We start from the raw sequence: 23598 nt of genomic DNA, 5'->3' as shown, positions 1-23598 counted from the left end.
GCACGGGCTTCTCACCGCCGGGAGCCGGAGGCCAGAGGCAACCGAATGGTGAATCTGGTGCCGCCATCAGCACCCGGCCACGGGGACTCAACGCCGGCTCGCCCACCGTGGGCCTCCACCACCGTCTGCACAATGGCAAGGCCCAGACCCGTGGACCCTTCCGCAGCCTGCTGGCTTCCGGAGGCTGCGTCGTGATGGGACGTCCGGGCGGAGTCCCCGCGAGCAAAACGATCAAACAGGTGATCGTGGAGATTCGCGGGGATCCCGGGGCCGTCGTCGTCAATGTGCAGAACAGCCTGATTGGCCTGAGTACGCAAGGTGATGCGCACCTCCGTGCCTTCGGGGGTGTGCTTGCGGGCGTTGGAAAGCAAGTTGCCCACCACCTGCGCCAGCTGCAACTTGTCCCCCATGACCACCACCGATTCCTCCGGTACGTCCAATGCCCAGCGGTGGTACGGGCCGGCCGCGGTGGCATCCATCACGGCTTCGGCCACAATTTCGTCAAAGTCCACGGGCTTGGATTCCGGTGCGCGTCCGGCATCCAAACGAGCCAACAGCAGCAAGTCCTCCACCAGCCCGCCCATCCGCTGCGCTTGGGCCAGCAAACGGTCCAGAGCGCTGCGCCCTTCCGGTGTGAGCTGCTCACTCAATCGCAGCATGTCCGCGTAACCGCGCACGGAGGCCAGGGGGGTGCGCAGCTCGTGGGAAGCGTCGGCCACAAACTGCCTGAGCTGGGCTTCTGAGGCGTTGCGTTGTTGGAGAGCGTTGTCCACGTTGAGCAGCAGCAGGTTCAGGGCATACCCCACGTCCCCCACCTCCGTGCCCGGCTGAGCCAGATCGCCGCGCAGCATGTGGTCCCGCACCGGCACCGCCCCGGATTCCAGCGGGAGAGCTGCCACCTGGGCTGCCGAGGAAGACACCCGGGCCAGAGGCCGCAGCGAGCGCCGCACCCACCACAGCCCCAGCAGTGCCGTGACCAACAGGGCCGCGGCAGATCCGCCAGCCACGGCGGTGATCAGCACATCCCGCGTGTGATCCACCTGGTCAGTGGGCAGGCCCGTGATGATCACCCGTTGCGCATCACTCCCCCCGCTGTGATCAGATGGCGACTGCTGCCCTTCCAGGACGACGGCGCCCACACAGTAGTTGCCCAAGGACAGTTTGATGCGCTGCAGTGTGGCCTGATTGACATTCTCCGGTGGGGTGGCCTGCTCTTGGCTGGTCAGATCTGATTGCTTCAGCCGGTCAAGATCTTCATCCGGAAGGTCCTCCGCGGTGCCTTGCGGCGTCAAGTACGTGGCTCGTTTGATCTCTCCGTGGACCACTTCAACGGAGAGCACCCCCGCAGGTTGTCCCGGCGCCTCCAGAGGGTCACGTTCGGTGGTGACATCACCGTCCGCATCTGTTGGGTCTTGTGTACCGCCAGAGTCCTGTGTGCCGCTGGAGTCCTGCGCACCGTCGGTGGCGGTGCTGTTCGCACTGGGATACCCGCTGGGAGTGGCACCGGCGAACGGGTCGGAGCCGGACTTGTCTGCGAACACCTGATCACCACCGGTGAAGGCGGCGGAGCGAGCCATGGATTGGCGGACGGCGTCATCCAACTGGGCATCCAGCGTGCGTTGCGCCAGCACGGTGATGAACACCCCGGTGGCTGCCAGAACCACAGCCAGCAGCAACACCACACCAGCCACCGTGCGGAAGGCAAGGGTGCGGTGAAATGGAAGTCGAGGGGTCATGGTGATCAAGCCGGGCGGATCACGTAGCCGGCACCACGGACGGTGTGGATCATGGGTTCGCGGCCTGCGTCAATCTTTTTGCGCAAGTAGGAGATGTAGAGCTCCACAATGTTGGCCTGACCTTGGAAGTCGTAGTCCCACACGGCATCCAGGATGCGGGACTTGGAGAGCACAGCGCGGGGGTTTTCCATGAGATAGCGCAAGAGCTGGAACTGGGTGTCCGTCAGATCAATGGGATCTCCCCCGCGGCTGCATTCGCGGGTACTGACATTGAGCACCAAATCCCCCACCACCAACTCATCTGCTTCCTTGGCCGTGACCCCGGAGCGTTCCACCAAGCGGTGCAGCCGCAGCAGCACCTCCTCAATGGAAAAGGGCTTGGTGACATAGTCATCACCACCGGCGGACAATCCGGCGATCCGGTCCTCCACGGAGTCCTTGGCGGTCAGAAACAGGGCTGGGACCTGGGGCTGAGTGCGTCGAATCTTGGTGAGCACTTCCGGTCCGTCATACTCCGGCAGCATCCAATCCAGTACCAGAACGTCTGGCACAAACTCCTTGGCGGCCTCCACAGCGGCTCGGCCCGCGTGCTCTATCCGGGTGTCCCACCCGACCATGCGGCACCCCATGGCCACCAGATCCGCCAATGCGGGTTCATCATCCACCACCAGCACCCGGACGGCAGAACCGTCCGGGTGCGACAACTCAGGAAGATTCAATGACGGCAGGCTCACGGTTCTCCTTGTGGGTCTGGGCACTTGGGGCCGGGGTTGGTGCATCGGGTTTCATGCACCTGGCTCTTGCGCACCCGGCCTGGTGCCGTGGGGTCGGGACCGTCCACGGGGTACTCGGGCTCATACTGGCAGAAATTTCTGATGGCGCCGCCCCTTGTGCTGTCCGCGCATGGATTTAGGCTCATCCTTAATCGCTCGGAGAAATATCCGGGCCTGACGGAGGGAATCTCCATGACCGCGCAAAAGCCGGTGGTAGTTGAGGGTGGACCCATTTGGATTGGGTTGACCACTCATGATGTTGATGGCGCAATCGAGTTCTACACGGAACTGTTCGGTTGGGAGTTCCCGGAAGGCAATCCGGAGTTCGGTGGCTACCGTGTGGTGCTCAAGAATGGTCTGCCGGTGGCCGGAGCCATGACTTCGCTGTCCGGACCGGAGGGTCCCACCGAGGAACCGCAGGCCCCCACCAACTGGACGGTGTATCTGCGCACACGGGACATTGCTGCCTCCACTGAGGCAGCAGCCGCCCACGGTGCCACCGTTCTGCTGCCGCCCATGCCCGTGGGGGACATGGGCACCATGGCAGTGATCGCCGATCCAGCGGGTGCCGTTGTGGGGCTGTGGCAGCCCGGGAGCTTTGACGGCCTGGAAATCTGCGCCACCGTGGGAGCCCCGGTCTGGTTCGAGTCCATGTCCAAGGACTATGACTCCGCTCAGGTTTTCTACCGGGATGCACTGAGCTGGGATGTCCACACCATGCCCGATGACGGCAGCGGATTCCGCTACCTCACCCACGGCACCGGGGAAACCACCGCGGCAGGTCTCTGTGACGCTCAGGGCGTGATTGCGGAGGACGCTGATTCCTACTGGCGTGTCTACTTTGGCGTGGCTGACCTGGATGCTTCGATCGCCCAGATCAAGTCACTGGGTGGTGCCCTGCTGGATGGTCCCGCGGACTCCCCGTGGGGTCGCCTTGCCACCGTGGAGGACCCACAAGGTGCCAGCTTCCAGATCATGGAAATCCCCGAGGAGTTCCGCTGATCCTGTAGCCCGCACTGCGCTGCCCTGCCCGCCTTGATGTGAGAACTTGATGCACGTCAAGGCGGGCTTGCCGCCACGTTGGAGACTAGAGCCATGGACTCTTTGCAGAACACTGCTCAACACCTTCTGGAGCAAGCACGGGCGGCGGGCAACGGCCGGGCAGCTCAACTTGTGGTGCATGACGGCCCTTTGCGGCAGACCGTGATGGCTCTGGCAGCCGGAACCGAGCTGCCCGAACACAATTCGCCACCGGCAGCCAGCATGCAGGTGCTGACGGGACGGGTTGCTGTCACGGCTCAGAATGCGGATGAGCTGGCGGCAGGTCACATTGCCCCGCTGACGCACCACCGCCACAGCGTCACCGCGTTGGAGGATTCCGTCTTCCTTCTGACCACCGTCACAGGTGTGCCCGGAACTTCCAGCCATGATGATTCCGGTACTGATACTGGGCAGCAGGCCGAGGTGGACAACCACACTTCCTCCTGAGCGCATAGGCTCGGGAGATATTGCTCCGGACAGTGAGGAACCCGTCATGGCCAAGATTTCCACTTGCCTGTGGTTTGGCAGCAACGGCCGAGAAGCCGCTGAGTACTATGCATCCCTGTTTGACGACTCCGAGATCACCCAGGTGATGGTTGATCCCGGTGGAAATCTGCACACCACGGAGGGGGAAGACCTGGTGGTGCACTTCCGGCTGCAGGATCAGGAGTTCCAGATCATCAACGGTGGCCCCATGTTCACGCTGGATGAGGCGGTGTCCATCGTCCTGGAATGCGAAACCCAGGAAGAGGCTGACCGTTATTACACCGAACTCTCCCGGGAAGGCTCCGAACAGCCCTGCGGATGGGTGCGGGACAAGTTCGGACTGAGCTGGCAGATTGTGCCTGCGGAGGTGAACCGGCTCTACCTTCACCCGGACCGTGCGGTGGCCCGCCGTGCCGTGGAAGCCATGCTGACCATGACCCGTTTGGACTCCGTGGCCATGCGTCGGGCCGCACTGGGCGAATAGCCCCGAGCACTTGTGCTGGCACCACCTCTGGGCCGCCTCCGGTCCGGAAGCGGCCCAGAGGTGGTGCAAGGTATCTCAGCTGCGGTGGCGCACTGCATCCGCCAGGCGCACGTAACCCAGGTGGCTGAAGGCCTGCGGGAAATTTCCGGCAAGGCGGCCGTAAGCCGGCGCGTACTCTTCGGCCAGCAGACCCAAGTCACTGGAGCATTCATCCAGGCGATCCAGAATCTGGTTGGCCTCATCAAGTCGCCCGGTGTTGGCGTACTGCTCCCCCAACCAGGTGAGACAGATCAGGAAGGGGTATTCATCCCCGTCCAGGCCATCCATTCCGGAGGCCGTGCGGTAGCGGTGCAGGAACCCGTGTTCATCCAGGAGATCGTGCTCAATCCGCTCTGTGGTGCCGATCATCTTGGGGTCATCCGCGCTGATGAATCCCGTGTGGGGCAACTGCAGCAGTGAGGCATCCACCTCCCGGTACCCCGGCCCCGGGCCGTAGGTCTGGACAAAGGAGTTGAGCTCGGCATTCCAACCTTGCTCCATGATCTCCTTGCGCAGGGCCTCACGCAGGGAATGCCACTGTTCCAGCTCCCGTTCAGAGGCCGCCACACAGGAATCGGCGGGCGCATTCTTCACGGCCCGCAGACCTTCGTTGAAGGCGGCCCACATCATGACCCGCCCGTGAGTGAAGTACGCGGCGTCCCCGCGCATCTCCCAAATGCCATGATCCTTGCGGTCAAAGTGCTCGGCGCAGAAGGCCAAAAGGTGCTTCTGCAAGTTCCAGGACCACTGATCCTCAGCACGGCCGGCATCACGCAGCGCCGCCAAGGCCAGCATGACTTCCCCCACAACGTCTGCCTGGTACTGATCAACCGCACCGTTGCCTATTCGCACGGGCTGAGAGTTTTCGTAACCAGCCAGGTGCTCCAGTTCCGTTTCCGGCAACTCCCGCCGTCCGTCAATGCCGTACATGATCTGCACCCGCCACGGATCCCCCGCCACGGCGCGCAACAGCCAGTCCCGCCACAATTTGGCACCGTCCGTGAACCCGTGTTCCACAAGTGCCTCAATGGTCAAGGAGGCATCCCGTAACCAGGTGTAGCGGTAATCCCAATTGCGCGAGCCCCCAAAATCTTCCGGCAGAGATGCCGTTGGGGCTGCCACAATTCCGCCGGTGTTCTGGTGGGTCAGGGCCCGTAGCACCAGAAGCGAGCGCTCCACCATGGCCGCCCGCTCACCCTGCACGTCCACGCGCGCGGACCACTCCGTCCAGAACTGCATGGTGTCCCGAATGGCAGCCTCCGCGTCCACAGCCTCCGGGATGGGGTTCCAGGACTTTGTCCAGGCAAGGCACCAGGTGGCGGTGGGGTGGGCGACGTCGTCGTGATCGCGCTGCACCTGCGGGTCTGCACACAGCTGCATGCGGCAACCCATGCGCGCACTTCGTTGGCCACCCAGCGGGACCGGGTGTGAGTGAGGACCACCGTTGTCTTCTTCGTGAACATCCAGCAGCGGTCCGCGCAGGACCAGCATTTCAGGGCCGGCCACGGACACCAACCCCTGACCGCCTTCGGGCAATTCGGCCTTACGGGTCCACGCGCCACTGCGCCCAAAATCCGGACGAATCCGTAAGTCGTGTTCCACCTGCACGGAGCCCTCGGTGCAGGTCACCTGGCGGATCAAGTTGGCTTCCTGATCCCCCGCGGGCAGCACATCCACCACCACCGCCTTCCCCGTGGGCGACTCCCAATAGGTTTCCAACACAAAGGAACCTTCCCTGTAGCGGCGTTGCACCACGTGGCCGTCGGCGATGGACAGGCGCCAGCGGCCGTCGTCGGCGTCGCCCAGGATGGCGGAAAACACCGCTGGGGAATCAAAATCCGGGAAGCACAGCCAGTCAATGCTGCCATGACGGGACACCAGCGGTCCGGTGTGCAGATCAGACAGGAGTGCGTAATCCTCCAGTGGAATCGAACGTGCAGTGTGCGGCTGGGTGGTCTTGGGCTGGCTCATGAACCGGTCTTTCTGCACGCAAAGCGCATGGCGGGCATTTGATCAGTAGCCTACTGTTCATGGGAACTTCCAGGCATGACGCACAGACCGGCCACCCGCAGCACGGAACGCAGCCCACCACTCTGGTGATTGTGGGCGCCAGTGGAGACGTGACCGAACGCCTCCTGCTACCCGCAGTGGGGCAGGTGCTCACGGTGGACCCAGACCGCGAGCTGACCGTGATTGGCAGTGCTCGGCATGAGGCAGCGGACTGGCAGCAGACCGTGCGTAGCGCCTTTGAGTCCGTCTCCGCTCACGGTCCGGCGGTGGAGGCCACGCTGGCATCCACTCGTTACGTGGTGGGGGACACCACTGACCCCACGGACCTCAGCCAGTTACTGGCCGCCACGGTGGGCAAGGTCATTCTGTATTACGCACTGCCACCGGCCATCACCGAAAAGGCGCTGGCCACGCTGGCTCAGGTGGAGCATCCGGATGACCTGTGGATCGCGCTGGAGAAGCCAATTGGCACGGATCAGGAGTCAGCACAGCGGCTCAATGCTGCGGTGGCCCAGATTGTGCCCCAGGACCGCATTTTCCGCGTGGATCATTTCCTGGGGATGCCTGCAGTGCTGGATTTGGTGGGTCTGCGGCTGACCAACCGGATTCTGGAACCGCTGCTGAACCGGGATCAGGTGGAACGCATTGAGATCGTGTTCGATGAAACGCTGGGCCTTGAAGGTCGGGCAAACTTCTACGAGGGCACCGGTGCCATCCGGGACATGATCCAGTCCCACCTCCTGCAGGTCATGGGCGTGCTCATGATGAACCCGCCGGCTGCCCTGGACGACCACGAAATCCCCACCTTGATCGCGGCAGTTCTGCGCCACACGCGCTTGGTTGGCACCGCACATGAGGCCACTGTGGCCGGGCGTTACACGGAGGGTGACGTGGGTGGAAAACACCTACCTGATTACGTTGCCGAGGAAGATGTGGACCCCCATGGGCGTACCGAAACCTTTGGTCAGATCACGGTGGAGGTGGACACATGGCGCTGGAACGGCGTGCCCGTCACCCTGCGTTCAGGCAAAGCGATCGGCAGTCCGCGCCAAGAGATTGTGGTGCACTTCAAACCTGCGCCGCACCACTACGACCATTACGGAACCTGCGCCGGCAACGCCCTCCGCATGGGGTTTGAGGACGCCGAGATCACGTTGGAGATCAACGCCGGTGGGCCGTTTGATGCCCGCGGGCTCAGCCGTCTGAACCTCAGTTCCTCCACCGGCCCTCAACCGCTGGGGGCCTACGGCAACGTGATGCGCTGGCTGCTGGACGGCAACCTGGCATTCTCGGTGCTGGGTGAGGCCGCCGAACAGGGCTGGCGGATTGTGCAACCGGCCGTGGATGCCATTCAGGACGGCACCGTTCAACTCCAGGATTACGCGGCGGGTTCCCGCGGCCCGGCCTGAACTCGGCTCTGGCGAGTTCAGGCCGGGCCGGCACTGGCATGAAGCTGCCCGACTCAGGCCGCCACGCTGTGGGCACCCAGGATCTGCACCGCGTGGACGCGGAACTCCAACCGTCCCCTGATGGCCAGGTAGTGTGCGCGCTCGCCGGCGGTCCACTGGTGCCAGTCGGCCAGCTCCCATTCACCGGTGGCGTGTACGCGCGCACCGGGAGTCAGCTCGCTGGTCCAGCCAGGCTGCCCGTGGACCACGATCTCCTCCCGGAACTGCCCGGCTCCGGTACGTTCGAGTTCCACTGCGGCAGCCTGCTCCCCCAAAACCTCAACGACGACGCCCGTCACCTGAGAGGAATCCCGCGGCCCCAAAGAGCTCAAGCCACGGAGACCCGTGGAGCCCCGGCGGGTTTCATCGGCGGCAGCGAATCGAGCGGTGGCGGCGTGTACTGTACGAGTCAAAGTAGTCATTGGTCTCTCCTGAGGATCGGGGAACGGGTGAGTGAACCCGATACCCAGGAGTGTGCGCGTCAGTCATGAGTCCCGCATGAAACGGCACCGCAGATTCTCATGAAGCGGGCCTGGTAGAACCTTGGAATTCACCCGGGGCAACCTGCGGAGGCAACCCAGCAGCGCATCACCGATCCCGGATGCTGCGCTCCACACCTGCGGCCGCCAACACCCCACACGTGATCCAGATGGCGGCCGCCGGACCCAGCGGCGCAGCCACCACACCGGCCAACAGCGGCATGCCCACCTGGCCCACGCGATTGGTCATCAATCGGACAGCCAGCGCAGAGCCGCGCCAACTGTCCGGAACCGCCGTGGTGATCATGGACATGGTCAGCGGTTGACCCAAGCCCAGGAAAAACCCGCCAACCGCCAGAAAAACGGCGGCCACCCAGTGCAGTTCGATCACCAGTGGTGGCACTGCAAGTGTCAGCGCGGAGATCACCAGGCTGGCTTTGAGCAGGGTGCGGCGTTGGAACTTTCTGGACAACCACGGCAGCACCACACGGGAGAGAATGGAACCGCCGCCGCGGATGGCCAGGAGCACACCGATCACCACGGGGGCCACGCCAGCTTCCTCACCAACCACGGGCAAGAACGCCGTGAGAATGTCGATCATGGCCAAAAGCCCCAATGAGGCCAGCATGTACGGGACCACACCTTTGGTGGTCAGGATTTTGTGCATGGAGGCGCGGGGGGCGCCGTCGTCCGTGATGACCGGGCGCAGAGTTGAAGTGCGGGGTTTGAGCGCCACGGGAAGCAACGCGGCCGCGGCAAGTGCCGCACCAACCCACAGAGCGAGCTCAATCCGCCCCAGGCTTTGCGTGGATTCAGTCACGGAAGCGGTCCCCAGAACCAGACCGCCCAACAACGGCCCGGCCATTTGCCCCAGGGAGTAGGAGGCGGTGAACCACCCAAAACCGGCGTCCAGCTGATCATTGGAAGCAGTCCGGGCAATGGAGGTTTGTCCCGCCACGGTAAATCCCAGATGCCCCATGCCGAGCAGGGCACTGGAGATCGCCACCACCTCCACGTTGGGGGCCAAGGCCAATCCGGCACCACCCAGCAGCAGAGCCACCACGCCCAGCACCAGCATGAGCCGCAGCGAGTTCATCCGGTCAGAAACTCGGCCCAGCCACAGTGCTGCAAACATGGGCAACAGGGCGTAAAGCGCGGTCACCACACCGATGGTGATTGGCCCGGCGCCCAAAGCCATGAGCTTGTAGCTGGTGACGGGGCGTAGAAGGTTTAATCCGCTCTGGGTGAGGGCACCGGCTGCACACAGCAACCAGAGCCAGGTGAGGGATCCTGATCCGCTCACCCCTCAGAGGCCCGGAATCTGACGGCCGGCTTGACGCATCAATTCAGCATCTGTGGCCTCAAAGATCCGGGCGAAGTTCTGTGCGTAATCGCCCAGGTCCGGGTCCACACAACCCACCACGGCCACCACTGGCGTGTTCGGTTTGATCCGCCGCACACGATCCAGCACCGCGTCAATGATCTTGCCTTCACCCGTCTGGGAATCAAGTTTTCCCTCACCCACCACAACGACGTCGGCTGTGGCCACCTGCCCCTCAAAGTCCACGAAGTCCAACACATGATCCGCACCGGAAACCAGCTCCGCATCGAACTGGGCCCACATGCCACCGGAGAAGCCACCGGCCGCCCCGGTGCGGGCAACTCCCACAGGATTCTTGGGCAGTTGCGCTGCTTGCTGATGCAGGCGCTGGGTGATGCGCTCCACGGTCTTAGGGTCCGCACCTTTCTGCGGGCTGAAAACCACTCCGGCACGCTCAAAGGCAGTGGTCACGTCAGTCAGGACAGTCACAGATACACCGTTCAGGCCGCCAGCTTGCTGGATGGCACGGATGGCACCGGAGGCGCCGTCGCTGGTGGCAGAACCCCCGGCTGAAACCAGAATGGCCCGTGCGCCCTCTGCAACGGCGGCCAGCATGAGCTGACCGGTGCCGTAGGTGTCTGCGGAAAAGGCGTCCCGCGGACCGTCATGAGCCACCGTGATTCCGCTTGCCTGCGCCAACTCCACAATGCCAACACCGTCCGGGGTCACGGCAAAGTTCGCTTCTACAGGGGCACCCCACGGATTGTTGACCGTGACCGTGTGCAGCTGCGCGCCTGTGGTGGAGGCCAAGGCGGTCAACGTTCCCTCTCCGCCGTCGGCAATGGGCAGCTCCACAGCTTCTCCACCGGCCTCCCGGACGCCTGCGGCAATGGCTGCCGCAACCTCAACCGCGGTGTAGGTGCCCTTGAAGCTATCGGGGGCGATCAAGACCTTCATGGTGGAACTCCTAGCGACGTCTCCGGCACCGTCAAACGTACAGGAGCGTCCGCAGCGGGTTACAAAGGATTGCCTTCACCATTCTCCAATCCCACCCCAGGAACTTCGGCACCCACAGATGATTCGGCCAGCAAAGCTGCCACGCCCTTGGCTGCGATCATGGCAGTTGATGCATTCGTGTTACCGGTTGGCACCGTGGGCATGACGGAAGCGTCCATGACTCGCACACCGCGCAATCCCCAAACATTCAAAGTCTGCGGATCTACAACAGCCTGGTCTTCCGTGCCCATACGGCACGTACCAACCTGATGGTGATATGTGGTCACCCAACGTTTGATGTACTCCCTCTCGGACTCCGCACTCTGCACCTCCGCACCGGGATAGATTTCCACTGCTCCCCAATCTGCGGCCAGAGCCGGAGCAGCCACCATGGCGCGTGCTTGACGTAAGGAAGCATGCAAAGCATCAAGGTCACGCGAATCGGAGAAGATATTAGGGTCCAGCTCCACGGGGTCGGTCACCCGCGCGCCCGTCAGCTTCAGGGTCCCGCGAGAATATGGCCTGACCAGGCCAGCATGAAGAGTGAATCCATCAGCTGGTCCCTCCATGCCGTCGTCGTACATGGGCACGCTGAAGTGAATCGGCTGAGTGTCTGGGAGCGGTAAATCCGGCTCTGATCGCCAGAACAAATGCGTCTGGGTGACGGACCAATCCGTATCCGGATGTGGAATCTCACGCCCCGTGGTCTCTGCTATGACCGGAGCCAACAGATGATCGTGGAGATTCTCCCCAACCGGAAGATCTGCCACCACAGGAATACCCAGCGACTTGAGATCGTGAGCTGGTCCTACACCTGAACGTAGCAAGATCTTGGGTGTGTCAATGGCGCCCGCGCACAGGATGACTTCATCGGCTCGATCAACCGTGCCTTCTGCATCAGGTGTGTCCAAAGGAGCAAACTGCACGCCCACCGCGTTGTTTCCGTCCCAAACCAACCGTTGGATGACTGCTCCAGTCACCACCCTCAACCTGGGGTGATCAGCAATGGACTTGAGCATGGCCATCCACGTGTTGAACCGGCGACCAGCGCGCACGTTGATTTGCTGTTGGGAAATCCCGTCCAACTCGCCGCTGTTGTAATCCGGGTTGTAGGCCACCCCCACTTCACCCGCGGCCTGGATGATGGACTTGAAAACGGGATTCAAAGGGTAGTCCTGGCGGACTGGTATTGGGCCCCCTTGACCGCGGGTAGCCGCAATCGCGTGGTCATCACCCGGCACAAAATCTTCCAATGCCTTGAACCAAGGCTCAACATCCATCCAGGACCAGCCGGAGCAACCATCCTTGGCCCAGGAGTCATAATCCTCTGCCGCGCCACGTACCCAGATGGCCGCGTTCAGCGCGTGAGAACCGCCCGTCACACGCCCCCTGGGCCAGTGGATTACACGCCCGTTGGAATGCTCCTGCGGCACCGTGAAGTAATCCCAATCTTCTGCAGAATGCCAAAGCTCGCCCAAGCGAGATATTTGGTGAATGGCCGGATTGTCGTCATACGGTCCGGCCTCATAAACCGTCACGGTGTGACCAGCCTCCACCAGGCGACGAGCCACAATGCAGCCCGCTGTGCCTGCGCCCACAACAATGAACGAACGCGCAGCACCGTGGTTGAAGGTCTGCCCACCACCATGAGCCTGATCTTGACGGGAAACTCCGGATACCTGATCCATATACCCAATGGTGACCTGCATCACTTTCAAAACCTTGGTGTTGCGTGCTCCGCAGTGTTCTCTGCGTGCACCTCGCGTCATCTGGGCGAGTAATCACGTAAAGTGACTCTGCATGTGAGCTGAGTCATACGACGCTGTATGACCGTCCGACCCTCTTAAGGAACGCACCCTTGAGCACCACACCCCACAGTCAGCCTGATTCCGCCTCCGCGGAGGTTCCGGCTGAATCTGCACCCAAGAAACGCCGCCCGCTGTTGATGACCGCCTGGGCGATCTGCGCTGTGGCCATTGTGGGTGTGGCCACTGCATTCTCCATTCAGGCTGCAGATGAAGGTGAGGACATTCGGGCCAACATGACCTTCATTGCCCCCGCCGGACCGGGGGGCGGCTGGGACACCTTCATGCGCGAGATGCAGCAAGCAGACACCACCAACAATCTGGTGGGCAACGTACAGGTGGTGAACGTGCCCGGTGCCGCCGGGACCATTGGGCTGGGGCGTTTGTCCACCATGGAGGGCAACGCGTCCAACATCATGGTCACCGGCACCGGGCTGGTGGCAGGTGTGGAGCAGTTGGGCGCCCCGGTTTCTCACGACGACGTCACCCCGATTGCACGTGTGGTGGAGGAGTACGACGTCGTTGTGGTGCCCGCCAATTCCCCCTACGACACCCTGGATGATCTGGTGTCGGCTTGGCAGGAAGATCCACGTTCCATTGTGTGGACGGGCGGTGGTTCCTTTGACCAGTTGGTGGTCTCCGAGTTCGCATTGGCAGCGGGTTTGGACCCCTCCAACATCGCCTACCTGCCCAACTCAGGTGGCGGTGAAGCCACCCAGGCTCTGATCACCGGAACCGCGCAGGCAGCAACCTCTGGCTACCGGGACGTCTCCGATCAGATCGACGCCGGGCGCCTCAAAGCTCTGGGTGTTGCCGCCCCGGAGCGCATGGAGGGCGTTGAGGAGATTCCAACGCTGACTGAACAGGGTTATGACGTTGACCTGGCCAACTGGCGCGCCATCGTGGCTCCCCCCGGGATCACGGAAGAAGAGCGGGCCAATCTGACCGACTTGGTCCAGGAGACCATTGCCACCCCCGAGTGGCAGGACGCCGTGCAGCGTAATTCCTGGGCAGAGGCGTACATGGACGGTGATGAGTTTGAACAGTTCCTCAAAGACGAACGCGAACGAATTGCCACCCTCTACGAAGAGATGGGCATGTGAGCACGTGACCGCCCGGTAATGCGGTGAACCAGGTAAACAGCAGCTGCCAACAGCAGGATGATTCCGGCCGTGACCAGCGGGTTTGCCATCCAGGCGTACACCACAGCCATGCCCACCGTGCCGTAGATGCAACCCCAGATCAACGTGCCGACCAACATGGCTGGAATCCAGCGCATGAGCGGCATCCGGGTGATGGCTGTGGTCAAGATGACCGCGGTCTGAAAGCCGATGGTCAAAAAGCACACCGGGACGGCCAACACACCCCAGCGGTTCACAAAAGCCGCAGCACGCAGGTACACCGGAGATTCAATGATGCGCTGCACCCAACGGACACTGCGCCGGGAACCCTCTGCCGCTGCCCGGCCCAGGCCGAATACGATTGACGTGCGCACAATGCCCACCATCCAGAAAAACAGCACCGCCCACAGCAGGGGCAGCGATTCGATCCAGGCGAGCACCCCACAATTTTAAGCGCTGCGCGCGGACAGGTTGGTGACGGAGTGTGTGCGCACGCGCCGCCTTGCGTACGGTGGTTGGCAGTGGCGCTGTGGTGCGGCAGCGTCGACGACGGAGCGGGAGGATGAATGCAGCGCAACAGCTGGTGGGTTCGATTCACGGCCGCGCTCATGGTGGCCCTGCTGGCGGGTCTGACCACAGGTGCAATGCGGGCTCCTGCCTGGTCCATGCTGATTGTGGTCAGCATTGTGTTCATCCTGATGCTGGTGGTGCCAGCGGCCCAGAATCGCGAGCGCGACTAATCCCCGTTACCTTCTTTCCAGCTCGTCCGTCCAGCAGGATGGAAGGGTGCTGACCGGCCGGTCCTCGGCGTGATCGTTTGCCCCCAGTCACCCATGATCCGGGGGTGTTGTCACCGAGGACCGGTCCGGTGGTCACGGATTGCTGATAGAGGCGCGACCTTCTTCTCGAGGGAGCTGGTAACGTGGATGCCGAGCGTGACCACCTCCCGGCCGGCCAGCATGTGCAGATGCCGGTGCAGTAGAAGGGGATGAGTCCATGGCGGAGCAACCACTGCCGGCGGTGTTCGTCGGTCTCGACGTCAGCAAATCCGACCACCACGCGATGGCGGTGACAGCGGACGGGAACACGGTCTAGGACAAGGCCCAACGACGAGGCCCGGCTGGGGGCCATCCTCGAGCAGCTGGCCACCGAGCACGGGCCGGTGCTGATGGTCGTGGACCAGCCGGCCACCATCGGGGCGCTGCCGGTGACCGTCGCCGAAGCCACCAACGACGCACACGTGGCGTACCTGCCCGGGTTGGCGATGCGCTGATTATCGCCGAGGCAGCCCGCACGATGCCGCACACCCTGCGCGACATCCGGGTGGACGAGGAACAGATCGCCGAGCTGGGAGCGCTGGCCGGGTTCGATGATGACCTCGCCGCCCAGATCACCGCGACCTCGAAACGATTTCAAGGCACACTCACCCAGATCCACCCGGCACTGGAGCGGGTCCTGGGGCCGCGGGGGAGGCACCCAGCGGTGGCCGACCTGCTCAGTCGCTGTCCGACCCCGGGGAAGCTGCAGGTCGCCGGGCGCGGGCATCTGCGGGCGAGGCTGAAGAAACACGCACCGCGGTTGGCCGAGGCCCTCACCGAGGAAATTTTCACCGTCCTGGGGCAGCAGACCGTGGTGGTCGCCGACACCGAGGCCGCTGCCACCGTGATCCCGATCCTGGCCGGGCAGCTGGCTGCCCTCGCCGCTCAGCGGGCGCAGGTGGCGACCCAGGTCGAGGCCCTCGTGGAGGCTCACCCTCTTTCCCCGGTCCTGACCTCGATGCCCGGCGTCGGCGTCAGGACCGCCGCAAGGATCCTCACCGAGGTCGACGGGAAGGACTTTCAAGATGCTGGGCACCTGGCCTCCTATGCCGGAACCGCCCCCGCCACGGGACGGTCGGGAACATCGATCCGTGGCAAACATGCCCCGAGAGGCGGGAACAAGAAACTGAAGCGGGCGCTGTTCCTCTCGGCCTTCGCCTCACTCAACCACGGTCCCTCGAGGGCCTACTACGACCGGAAACGGGCCCAGGGCAAACGCCACAACCAGGCAATCATCGCCCTGGCCCGCTGCCGGACCGACGTCCTCTACGCGATGGTTCGCAACGGCACCCTCTGCCAAGACCCCACCGAGCTTTAGACCCCGTCACCGGTGGCCCTGGCCGCTTGACGAAAACCATAGAGGCACGTGACGGTGAGACCGAGCTCATCAAGTCGGCAGAACGAGTCGAGATCAACGAGGGTGAAGGTAGCGTGGACCATGTCGAGGTCTTTCGGATGGACGGTGTGAGAAATCCCGTCGTCGGAAGACCTCGACACTCACCCCAGCACGGCGTGCCGCCCCATTCATACCACGGTTACATCCTCAACTAGGAAGAGCCGGTCAACTAACCGTTTGCACTTTCGGTAAGCACCCAGGCTCATACGCCGTCTCGTGCGACAGGCATCAAGGCTTCCTGGCAACCAGTGCAGATAAATCCCTCTCAATCCTGGTATGTACGGAGCACCTTTGCTATCGTGACGTACGTCGACCCTCTCGACGATGACCAGACCACAACCGAACAGCTGGATTGGATGCGATACTCATGGAAGCACCGAAAAGCATGACCATCGAAATCACCACCCACGGAAACGAGATCAACTACTTCGAGCCGATCGCTGCTTATTGCTCAAGCAGCTGCTTCTGTGGTGACTGTACCATCAATACCTAGGGAACGATCCCTTGCGGCAGCGATTATAGTAACGCTGCCGAGACGATGGGGTTTCCTGCAACAGCTGTTGCAGGAAACCCCATCGTCGTACTTTACATCAATCGTAACCACTGAATATTTCCCTTGGCGCAGCTCCTAAGCGTTCACTTAACGGCGGGTTCCAACGTAAAGGCCCCGAGGCGACAGGGCCTCAGGATGGTAGAGAACTGTCATGCCAGCCGCTTCGAACGACGATACGTACTCATCCTGGGTAAATAGGGAAATCTCGTGTCTCTCGTTCAAATGCCGCGTCCCGCTCGTTGGCGAGGTGACGAGATAGTCTACTGCTACCACTGCCCGGCGTCCTCTACGCGAGGAATGAGAGACACGGGTTACGGTAAAGTTCTCATAGGTGCCAGTAAAGGAGTCTATGTATCCGTCAATGAAATTTTCAGGAGACCACCACGGGTCAACCACGCAGAACCCGCCGGGTGCCACATGACGACCGAGTGTAGTCATGGCTTCGATGAGCTCGGACGTCGTCTCCATGTGTCCGATTGAGCTGAACAGGCACGTAACGAGGTCAAACGACCTTTCGAGCCTTAGACTTCGCATGTCCTCACACTGGAACTCAATACCCTCGTGGAGTGCCCGAGCTTTGTTGCACATATCAACGGACAAGTCAATGCCAACGACATCCGAACTGACGAGTCCCGCCTGGCCCTGCATCGCCGCTAAGTGGTGCCCAGTCCCACAGGCAACATCTAAAATCGACCGAGGAGACCACCCGCTCTCGACTGCCCCGAGTACCTCTGCTGCTTCGCGGTTGTAATTTTTCCCTCGCGCCATATGTATGAAGTCATACAACCAGACGAAATCACCGGAATATGAGACCATGATCTTGTGCCTTTCCCTCTGACAGCGCCAGCAAGGGCCTGTTAATCTTACCCGTTTACGAGCAATTTTTGTCGAGTCGCGAAAAATAGACCGTCAACCCTGTCGGTACACCTACATTGCTGAGAAAATCAGCCATATCCTCAGTATGCATAGGGTCCCAACTACGAGCCTGAACACCAGCCATACGTACATCAAATGAGGTCAACTGAACTTCTAGATCCGAGTAGGTCGATCGTAAACTTGATACTAGCTGCACCCAGCGCTTAGGTGTCAAGAGAATCTCAGCTTGATCCTCAAGATATTCGCGCTCGATTGGGTCATGAGCAAATGACAGCCATGTATCTATAGCAGCCTGACTCATCGGGCGTACTAAGTCAGAAATGAAAAGACCTTTCACGTTGGGCCCAGCACCCATGATCGCAACTAGGGTGTGGGCAGGATCGGGCCAGAGGCCGAGGCTGAGAGTGGAAAGCACGGTGACATCGTCAGTGATCTCCGCCAACCAGTCAACCACATCATCCGCATAGGCGACGATGAACTCCACACCGTTGCTTGGGGCAGTTGGCGCGTTGGGGTCGATACCCACATGTCGACTACCCCATCCAACCTGGCGAAGCTGGCGCAACAGCCCTCCCTCGCCGCAACCAATGTCCACAACAGTTGAGGCCAAGCCGACATCTACTCGGCACTGAATATCCTTGAAGGCTGCTTGAACGAATGCCGCAGAGTTACGCTGCTCGTACCTGTCGCGGGCCGCCAATTCTGGTGAAATTCGTTTTATCCACCATGAGTGAGGACGCCCAGGCCTATCACGTCCGTGCTGCATTGCTTCGCTCCAGGAAAGGAGTCATGACGCCCGGTGCAGCCTCATCCGCAAGTGTGAAGGCCTCCGCGGCATCGATATCTTCAACGTCGTATTCTCCCCAGCCCGCAGCGGTCATAAACGACACCGTACTGAGCCCCAACCAGCGCTGAAGAAGTGATTGGCGAACAGCCACAGTACTAATCGAATCACGTCTCAGAACAGCCGTGGAGCGGCTCGCGAGCCCAGATCGCGCGATTACATAGTCTCCGTACACGCGGTATCCGAGTGCGCGGTAGGCGATTACTGCACCAATCAGCGTCACCGGCCACAAAGCCACAGCAGCCCAGATAGTCCACAACGGGAGCACCCCACTAATCACGGGAACAAGTAGCGAGGCTATGACGCCAATCACGATAAGTGTCGCCCAATTCAGGCGACGCAACAGAGCCGCGCGCGGGTGGCGAGCAAGCCGGAGGCTAGCGTCTATGGCATCACCGACGACCTCACGGGCGACCCGGCGGGCCACAGAAATCGGCCCCCGAGGAACTAGCGCCGTCGCCTCGGTGAAGGAGTCCAGACTGAGGCCCGTGGTCAGTACGTGTGTATCCGCCATGCCCATCCACCGGAACATCAACGGTTCGTCAATGGAGATGCCGCGCATACGCGTCTCATCTCGGTTAACTTCACGTGTGCTCAGCAGACCACGTTGGGTCCTCAGATGTGGTGGACCACCATCCTGCACTCGGGCCAGCCGAAAGTTCCCATTCTCCAAGATGAAACTGATAGCGAGGAATAAAGAACCCAGCACCATCGCTACCGCGAGCCCGGCCACGGTGAGCACTAACGGGTGCCGACCGCTCTTGCTAATAACATCAACCGCCATGCCGAACAAGTCCAGTCCAAAGGTGGACAGGATCCCATATCCGATCCACAGGACTCCGGCCGTCATAACAACAGTCCAAAAGCTGAACATATTGTAGAGCACCCAGTGCCACCGGAAAGTCTCCAATATGTCCTCATGCTCACGATCGACGTCGGCAAAGCCGCTGGGACCGGACTCCCTTCCAAGTTGGTCCGGATTATCGCAAACGGGACTCTCCCCAGACACCACGTCTTCCGACATGGAAGACTCGCGGGCTTCGGGTACATCTCGACGAAATTCGACGGGCCGTAGCAACTCCTGCCTTAACCGTAAGGCATCGGCTCGCGATAACGCGTTTAGCTCAAACGCAGCCTCGCCTGCAGTCGCCTGCTGTCCCGCTCCGACCGTAACGACCCGCATCCTGCCGAGGCGATGCCGCAAACGAGCGTACGTGTCAACGCTACGGATTCGGTCCCTTTGAACGCTACGCGAGCGCCGTACGAATAGGCCGCTTCGGCGCTGAACTTCTGTTTCTGTCACTCGGTATCGCGTGGTCGCCCACCGGATTGCGTCACCTACCGCCGCCAGGAGCCCGAGCGCTGCCATCAATGACAACATCCAAAATGCACCGGTCGAAGGCTCAGCGGTGAGGGCTATAAATCCCGGGATCGCAAAGATAAAACCAACAACGACGTCGATCCAAATAACCCGCCGGCTCAGGCGTTGCCACTCGACTTGATCCCGTGTGACAACGCCGCGATGTTCCACCGCGCTCTCCTTCACGTCGCGTCTCCTGGAGTCACTTCGGCGAGGCTCGCAAGCCGCTCTGCCGCCTCACGAGCAGTCTTCTCGTCAAGCCCAACAACGTTGACAGCCCCGTAGGAGGACGCCGTCGTAATTCGAAGCGTCGACAGGCCCAGCATCTGGTCAATAGGACCACGAATAGCGTCCACTGTCTGAATCCGGGAGATTGGAGAGGCTCGCCACTCAACGCGGAGCCACCCAGTCACGGTGTAGGTAGCGTTGTCACCAATCTCCCACCGATGGACGTGATATCGCCAGAATGGCTCGATTAGGCAAGTAACCAGCAAGAGGGCGGCAATCACGAGCATCGGCGCTGCCAGCCACACTCGAGACGGATTCCAGAACGCGGCAACTCCTGCAAGCACGGCGAAGACGAGCCCCCAGCGGAGGAGCGCGCCAATCATCCATCGGGCGATCACTCGTCGCTCCACACGCAGTGCAGGTTCACGAGGTACGAGCACCCCGCCACCGATCACAGACCCTCCCGTGACATCGGCGGTCACGGACGATTTACTTCCTCGAACGCCATAATCGTCACTAGTCATAGTGTTTCCTCCCCGAGCCGCACCTGGGTCGGGTCGTCCGCAGCGCCCCACCCAGCGGACCCCGTTATTAGTTCGCCCGACTCAACGAAGGCGACGATGTCGCGAACGGCCACCGAAGGAGATCGACGCGCCATGTAGGAATCACGGCTAGCAAAAGCCCGCTCCCGAGCCGAACGATCCGCGAGCGCGGCCACGATTAGGTCCCTCATCTCCTCCCGTGACAGAGCACCGTGATCGATCGTCCATACGTGGCCGGTCTGATGCAGTCGACGAGAGAGGAGACGCTCACCCCAGTAATCTACGGGCGCTTCGAAATGTATCTGTGGTACCCCGCTGCGGTACGCCGCGAGTAATGTCCCAGTTCCGAAATGATGAATGACAAGATCAATACTAGGAAACAGTCCATCGAAGCTCACCGTTTCCGTGTACGAGAAGCCTTCACGGAAAAACCCTGCCTTACGCGCTTCAGCCTCATTGAGTGTTACTAAGACATCGAGGTCGAGATCCCGCAGCGCGTCCATAAGCACCCCAATCGGGGGGATCTTCAGGTTATGCTCTCGAGATGACAGACCTATGGTGACGCAGACACGAGGTCGCCCGCCCTTATGCCTTGACTCCAGCCAGGAGCCACTCGGCATGGGACTGGAGAAGAATCCTGGGTTAGCGATATCGATCCTCGCGTGATCGGGGGGTGTATGAACTCCATCCGGCATCGGGTTCACGGTGAGATCCCCGTATGCGAGCCTGTCCGATTCGGTCGCTAAATCGAGCACCCGCCCGCCATGGTGCTTCACCTGCCCGGCCAACCAACTCGACAGAGGGTCTCCCGACCCACCAAGTTCCTGGTACCGACGCCGAAGACTCGAGGCTTGATCGATGCCAAAAAGACTTCGAACGCTCGTCGCGCCGGCGATCTCAGCCGCAACAGAGCCCGCGTAGGTCAACGAGTCCCACACGACCAAGTCTGCATCCCAGCTCCGCGCGAAGTCGCAAATCCGCGCCGTGAACGCGTCATCCGTCATATAACCTGAGACGAAGAAAGCGAGGACCGCAAGCTTAGCGGCGATCTGCCCCGAGGTCTCAGAATCATCGAAATCTATAAAGGATCGGCCCGGTGCGCTCGTCTCAATCTCGGGTGGCACTCGCGGCCCCTGCGAATACTCGCCTGCCGTCTGCTCCAGTGCGCTCTTATCCCATTTCGGGGAGACGATTACGTAGGGAAGTCCTGCCCTTTGGAGAAAAGGCACCGCATCGGCGTGACTAGCAATACAAACCCGATGCCCAGCATGCGTAAATGCGTGCGCCAATGGCATGAGCAGGCTCAAATGTGTGCTTGCTCCGAAAGATGTAAACAATACCTTCATCACCTGCGCCTCCAGCCCTTCATTTACCGCATTTTCTCCCAGGAACCTAACCATTCGCACTCTACCATCGCTGTTGGCGCAGCACCATTGCTCCGAGGCGCAACGTCCCCTAAGTCGTAGTTATTCATACCGACACCCCAGGCGTACGGCGTCTCCATCCGCGACCATGTCAACGTGGTATCACACATACTTTTCCCTGGGAAACCAGTGGCTAGGCAGCGCGGGTTTTGAGGCCGGCGGGGTCGGGAGCTTTCCAGATGATCGACTGCTCCAAGCGCCGGGCCTTGCAGCCCGCGAGTCAGGTCAGCTCCTGGTGGGTCTCGGTGATCTAGGCAGGCCTAAGCGTGGCCTTGTAGGCCGCCAGCAGCCGCTGGCGAGGCGAGCGCAGCTTATGGCTGTGACCGACGTCATCGATGGCTGTAGCCAACGGGCCTTTTCGGCTCTTCACTATGGATCTTGTGGATCGAATGGTCTGACTCTTTGAAGGATGTGGCTGCTCCGACCCAGCGGGCACACGATGGTCTGGTGGGCGGGTCTGACCCACGGCTCTTCCGGCGCCACCGCTTGGTTGCTGCCCTGTCTGCGACGTGTCAGTCAGCTCGGCTCACTTTCTTGAAATGCAGCCCTGCGGGCCGCCATATCCTGATAGGAGTCTGGCCAGTCCCCGATAGTGACCTGACTGACGTCCTGCCGGACCGCACACCCATCAACACAGAAGGGCGCAGTTCCACGGTCAACAACAAACAAATCGAGGTTTACGGCGGGATCAACACACACGCCGCCACCCATCACATCGCGATGATCGACACGGCAGATCGCCGTCTCACAGACGTCCAGGTGCCAACCACGGCAGCTGGCTATCGGGCGGTGTTGCAGTTTCCTGGGGTCGTGGAACGGGCTGGTATGCGTGGGAATCGAGTGCACCGGCTCATATGGGGCAGGGGTGACACGCGTCGTCCGGGACGGGGGAATAGCGGTGGTCGAGGTCAACCGGTTCGATCGCAGACTTCGGGGCAAGCCCGATTCTTCGATGCCTACTCGGCCGCTGAGGCGGCGCCTTCCGGACGTGCTACCGCAGCGCCAAAGGGCGGCGAGGGTCTTCGTCGAGTCACTGCGGCTGCTCCGCACGTCCAGGTCCTCGGCATTATCGGCCAGGGCGGCGATGATCACTCAGATCAAGGGCATGCTCGTCACCGTACCGAGCAACTGCGTGCACGGTACGGGGGAGTGTCAAACACGAAGGTGATCGCCGTGTTAGCCGAGACACGGCCCACCACAGCACCCGTGACTGCGGACGAAGCGACGGCATACAGCTTGCGTCTGCTGGCTCGGAGCTGACAGACACCTACCGAGCAGATCGAAGATCTCGCCGGGCATATGCAGCGGCTATTGGAGGACCATGCTCCCTCACTGATGGGCGTGTTCGGCATCGGACGCGACACCGCCGCCCAACTGCTGATCACCGCCGGCGACAACCCCGAACAATTGCGCTCCGAAGCCGCGTTCGCAGCAATCACCGGGTCCTGCCGGATCCCCGCCTGGTCCGGAAAAACGAACCGCCACCGATTGAATCGCGCCGGTGATCGGCAAGCGAACTCTGCGCTCTACCACGTCCTCATCGTGCACCTACGCTACGACCAAGAGACCCGCGACTACGCCGCGCAAACCACCGAATGCAAGAAGAAGATGGAGATCATCCGCCGCCTCAAGCGTTACCTCGTTCGGCAGCTCTACCCCTCATCGTTCACATACTCCATCCTCGACAGGAAACGCTCACAGCTTGACGGCGAACTGTAGGAGTGTCGCAATTGAGAGTGTAGTCGGGGTTTGGTCGGCGGTGGCTTGGAATGGGTCGAGGTTCCCCTGAGGACGGAAGTTCCTACACGGCCCATCCGG

Annotated in this window: 20 protein-coding genes and 2 pseudogenes; 8 read left to right on the top strand and 14 right to left on the bottom strand. The window is 61.5% G+C overall.

Annotated elements, in window-relative coordinates; translation table 11 throughout:
- Window positions 1–11: 11 nt before the first annotated feature.
- Together Q4G32_RS10515 and Q4G32_RS10510 are read right to left on the bottom strand one after the other, a co-directional pair.
- Window positions 12–1736, bottom strand: a complete 1725-nt coding sequence (locus Q4G32_RS10515; protein ID WP_303351248.1) for a sensor histidine kinase — start codon at window positions 1734–1736, stop codon at window positions 12–14.
- A gap of 5 nt (window positions 1737–1741) precedes the next feature.
- On the bottom strand, window positions 1742–2470 hold the full coding sequence (locus Q4G32_RS10510) for a response regulator transcription factor (protein WP_441327493.1): 729 nt from the start codon (window positions 2468–2470) through the stop codon (window positions 1742–1744).
- Between the two features lie 141 nt (window positions 2471–2611).
- Here Q4G32_RS10510 and Q4G32_RS10505 point away from each other — a divergent pair, with 141 nt between their 5' ends.
- The 3 genes from Q4G32_RS10505 to Q4G32_RS10495 all read left to right on the top strand — a co-directional run bounded on the left by Q4G32_RS10505 (window position 2612) and on the right by Q4G32_RS10495 (window position 4520).
- Window positions 2612–3511 (top strand): VOC family protein, encoded by a 900-nt coding sequence (locus Q4G32_RS10505; RefSeq protein ID WP_303351246.1) that lies wholly within the window; start codon window positions 2612–2614, stop codon window positions 3509–3511.
- Between the two features lie 93 nt (window positions 3512–3604).
- Window positions 3605–3997, top strand: a complete 393-nt coding sequence (locus tag Q4G32_RS10500; protein WP_303351245.1) for a cupin — start codon at window positions 3605–3607, stop codon at window positions 3995–3997.
- A gap of 46 nt (window positions 3998–4043) precedes the next feature.
- Window positions 4044–4520, top strand: a complete 477-nt coding sequence (locus tag Q4G32_RS10495; RefSeq protein WP_303351244.1) for a VOC family protein — start codon at window positions 4044–4046, stop codon at window positions 4518–4520.
- 75 nt (window positions 4521–4595) lie between these two features.
- On the opposite strand, the gene Q4G32_RS10490 is transcribed toward Q4G32_RS10495, so the two are convergent.
- On the bottom strand, window positions 4596–6530 hold the full coding sequence (locus tag Q4G32_RS10490) for a glycoside hydrolase family 15 protein (RefSeq protein ID WP_303351243.1): 1935 nt from the start codon (window positions 6528–6530) through the stop codon (window positions 4596–4598).
- A 59-nt stretch (window positions 6531–6589) separates the two neighbouring features.
- Here Q4G32_RS10490 and Q4G32_RS10485 point away from each other — a divergent pair, with 59 nt between their 5' ends.
- Window positions 6590–7978 (top strand): glucose-6-phosphate dehydrogenase, encoded by a 1389-nt coding sequence (locus tag Q4G32_RS10485; protein ID WP_303351242.1) that lies wholly within the window; start codon window positions 6590–6592, stop codon window positions 7976–7978.
- Between the two features lie 53 nt (window positions 7979–8031).
- On the opposite strand, the gene Q4G32_RS10480 is transcribed toward Q4G32_RS10485, so the two are convergent.
- The 4 genes from Q4G32_RS10480 to Q4G32_RS10465 form a co-directional block, all read right to left on the bottom strand.
- Window positions 8032–8439 carry a hypothetical protein gene (locus tag Q4G32_RS10480; protein WP_303351240.1) on the bottom strand — a complete coding sequence of 136 codons (408 nt, stop codon included), beginning with the start codon at window positions 8437–8439 and terminating at the stop codon, window positions 8032–8034.
- Between the two features lie 166 nt (window positions 8440–8605).
- The gene (locus Q4G32_RS10475; protein WP_303351239.1) at window positions 8606–9799 is read right to left on the bottom strand and encodes an MFS transporter; all 1194 of its coding nucleotides are present in this window, start codon (window positions 9797–9799) and stop codon (window positions 8606–8608) included.
- A gap of 3 nt (window positions 9800–9802) precedes the next feature.
- Entirely contained in the window at window positions 9803–10774 is a 972-nt protein-coding gene (locus Q4G32_RS10470; protein ID WP_303351238.1) for a glycerate kinase family protein, read from the bottom strand.
- 59 nt (window positions 10775–10833) lie between these two features.
- Window positions 10834–12501 carry a GMC family oxidoreductase gene (locus Q4G32_RS10465; RefSeq protein WP_303351237.1) on the bottom strand — a complete coding sequence of 556 codons (1668 nt, stop codon included), beginning with the start codon at window positions 12499–12501 and terminating at the stop codon, window positions 10834–10836.
- Between the two features lie 257 nt (window positions 12502–12758).
- Here Q4G32_RS10465 and Q4G32_RS10460 point away from each other — a divergent pair, with 257 nt between their 5' ends.
- Entirely contained in the window at window positions 12759–13721 is a 963-nt protein-coding gene (locus Q4G32_RS10460) for a tripartite tricarboxylate transporter substrate binding protein (RefSeq protein WP_441327496.1), read from the top strand.
- Here the strand turns inward: Q4G32_RS10460 and Q4G32_RS10455 are convergent.
- Window positions 13700–14179 carry a DedA family protein gene (locus tag Q4G32_RS10455; protein WP_303351234.1) on the bottom strand — a complete coding sequence of 160 codons (480 nt, stop codon included), beginning with the start codon at window positions 14177–14179 and terminating at the stop codon, window positions 13700–13702. The genes Q4G32_RS10460 and Q4G32_RS10455 overlap by 22 nt on opposite strands.
- Window positions 14180–14305: 126 nt before the next feature.
- Between Q4G32_RS10455 and Q4G32_RS10450 the strand changes: the two genes are divergently transcribed.
- Together Q4G32_RS10450 and Q4G32_RS10445 are read left to right on the top strand one after the other, a co-directional pair.
- Window positions 14306–14479, top strand: coding sequence for a hypothetical protein (locus Q4G32_RS10450; RefSeq protein WP_303351232.1), 174 nt, complete (start codon window positions 14306–14308; stop codon window positions 14477–14479).
- Window positions 14480–14735: 256 nt separating this feature from the next.
- Window positions 14736–15875, top strand: a pseudogene (locus Q4G32_RS10445) (IS110 family transposase).
- A gap of 718 nt (window positions 15876–16593) precedes the next feature.
- Here the strand turns inward: Q4G32_RS10445 and Q4G32_RS13985 are convergent.
- From Q4G32_RS13985 to Q4G32_RS10425, 6 genes and pseudogenes are all read right to left on the bottom strand, one after another.
- Window positions 16594–17274, bottom strand: coding sequence for a class I SAM-dependent methyltransferase (locus Q4G32_RS13985; RefSeq protein WP_368660391.1), 681 nt, complete (start codon window positions 17272–17274; stop codon window positions 16594–16596).
- A 103-nt stretch (window positions 17275–17377) separates the two neighbouring features.
- Window positions 17378–18148, bottom strand: a complete 771-nt coding sequence (locus Q4G32_RS10440) for a class I SAM-dependent methyltransferase (RefSeq protein WP_303351231.1) — start codon at window positions 18146–18148, stop codon at window positions 17378–17380.
- Window positions 18132–19250, bottom strand: a complete 1119-nt coding sequence (locus Q4G32_RS10435) for a PH domain-containing protein (RefSeq protein ID WP_303351229.1) — start codon at window positions 19248–19250, stop codon at window positions 18132–18134. Before Q4G32_RS10435 ends, Q4G32_RS10440 begins: the two co-directional genes overlap by 17 nt.
- Window positions 19251–19316: 66 nt before the next feature.
- A pseudogene (locus Q4G32_RS13980) lies at window positions 19317–19595 on the bottom strand (PH domain-containing protein); the annotation flags it as partial.
- A 173-nt stretch (window positions 19596–19768) separates the two neighbouring features.
- Entirely contained in the window at window positions 19769–20296 is a 528-nt protein-coding gene (locus Q4G32_RS10430; RefSeq protein WP_303351227.1) for a PH domain-containing protein, read from the bottom strand.
- A gap of 38 nt (window positions 20297–20334) precedes the next feature.
- Window positions 20335–21702 carry a glycosyltransferase gene (locus Q4G32_RS10425; protein WP_303351225.1) on the bottom strand — a complete coding sequence of 456 codons (1368 nt, stop codon included), beginning with the start codon at window positions 21700–21702 and terminating at the stop codon, window positions 20335–20337.
- A 1419-nt stretch (window positions 21703–23121) separates the two neighbouring features.
- Here Q4G32_RS10425 and Q4G32_RS10420 point away from each other — a divergent pair.
- On the top strand, window positions 23122–23499 hold the full coding sequence (locus Q4G32_RS10420) for a transposase (RefSeq protein WP_303351224.1): 378 nt from the start codon (window positions 23122–23124) through the stop codon (window positions 23497–23499).
- The last annotated feature ends 99 nt before the right edge of the window (window positions 23500–23598 follow it).

The organism is Kocuria sp. (assembly GCF_030538595.1).
Taxonomy (GTDB): domain Bacteria; phylum Actinomycetota; class Actinomycetes; order Actinomycetales; family Micrococcaceae; genus Kocuria.
Note: the sequence above shows the minus strand (reverse complement) of the source record. Positions and strands in the feature narration are given on the sequence as shown.

Coding starts and splice junctions, on each gene's coding strand:
- Q4G32_RS10515 (WP_303351248.1), bottom strand. CDS start 1,736: ATGACCCCTCGACTTCCATTTCACCGCACCCTTGCCTTCCGCACGGTG.
- Q4G32_RS10505 (WP_303351246.1), top strand. CDS start 2,612: ATGGCGCCGCCCCTTGTGCTGTCCGCGCATGGATTTAGGCTCATCCTT.
- Q4G32_RS10500 (WP_303351245.1), top strand. CDS start 3,605: ATGGACTCTTTGCAGAACACTGCTCAACACCTTCTGGAGCAAGCACGG.
- Q4G32_RS10495 (WP_303351244.1), top strand. CDS start 4,044: ATGGCCAAGATTTCCACTTGCCTGTGGTTTGGCAGCAACGGCCGAGAA.
- Q4G32_RS10490 (WP_303351243.1), bottom strand. CDS start 6,530: ATGAGCCAGCCCAAGACCACCCAGCCGCACACTGCACGTTCGATTCCA.
- Q4G32_RS10485 (WP_303351242.1), top strand. CDS start 6,590: ATGGGAACTTCCAGGCATGACGCACAGACCGGCCACCCGCAGCACGGA.
- Q4G32_RS10480 (WP_303351240.1), bottom strand. CDS start 8,439: ATGACTACTTTGACTCGTACAGTACACGCCGCCACCGCTCGATTCGCT.
- Q4G32_RS10470 (WP_303351238.1), bottom strand. CDS start 10,774: ATGAAGGTCTTGATCGCCCCCGATAGCTTCAAGGGCACCTACACCGCG.
- Q4G32_RS10465 (WP_303351237.1), bottom strand. CDS start 12,501: ATGGATCAGGTATCCGGAGTTTCCCGTCAAGATCAGGCTCATGGTGGT.
- Q4G32_RS10460 (WP_441327496.1), top strand. CDS start 12,759: ATGACCGCCTGGGCGATCTGCGCTGTGGCCATTGTGGGTGTGGCCACT.
- Q4G32_RS10450 (WP_303351232.1), top strand. CDS start 14,306: ATGCAGCGCAACAGCTGGTGGGTTCGATTCACGGCCGCGCTCATGGTG.
- Q4G32_RS13985 (WP_368660391.1), bottom strand. CDS start 17,274: ATGGCGCGAGGGAAAAATTACAACCGCGAAGCAGCAGAGGTACTCGGG.
- Q4G32_RS10440 (WP_303351231.1), bottom strand. CDS start 18,148: ATGCAGCACGGACGTGATAGGCCTGGGCGTCCTCACTCATGGTGGATA.
- Q4G32_RS10435 (WP_303351229.1), bottom strand. CDS start 19,250: ATGTCGGAAGACGTGGTGTCTGGGGAGAGTCCCGTTTGCGATAATCCG.
- Q4G32_RS10425 (WP_303351225.1), bottom strand. CDS start 21,702: ATGAAGGTATTGTTTACATCTTTCGGAGCAAGCACACATTTGAGCCTG.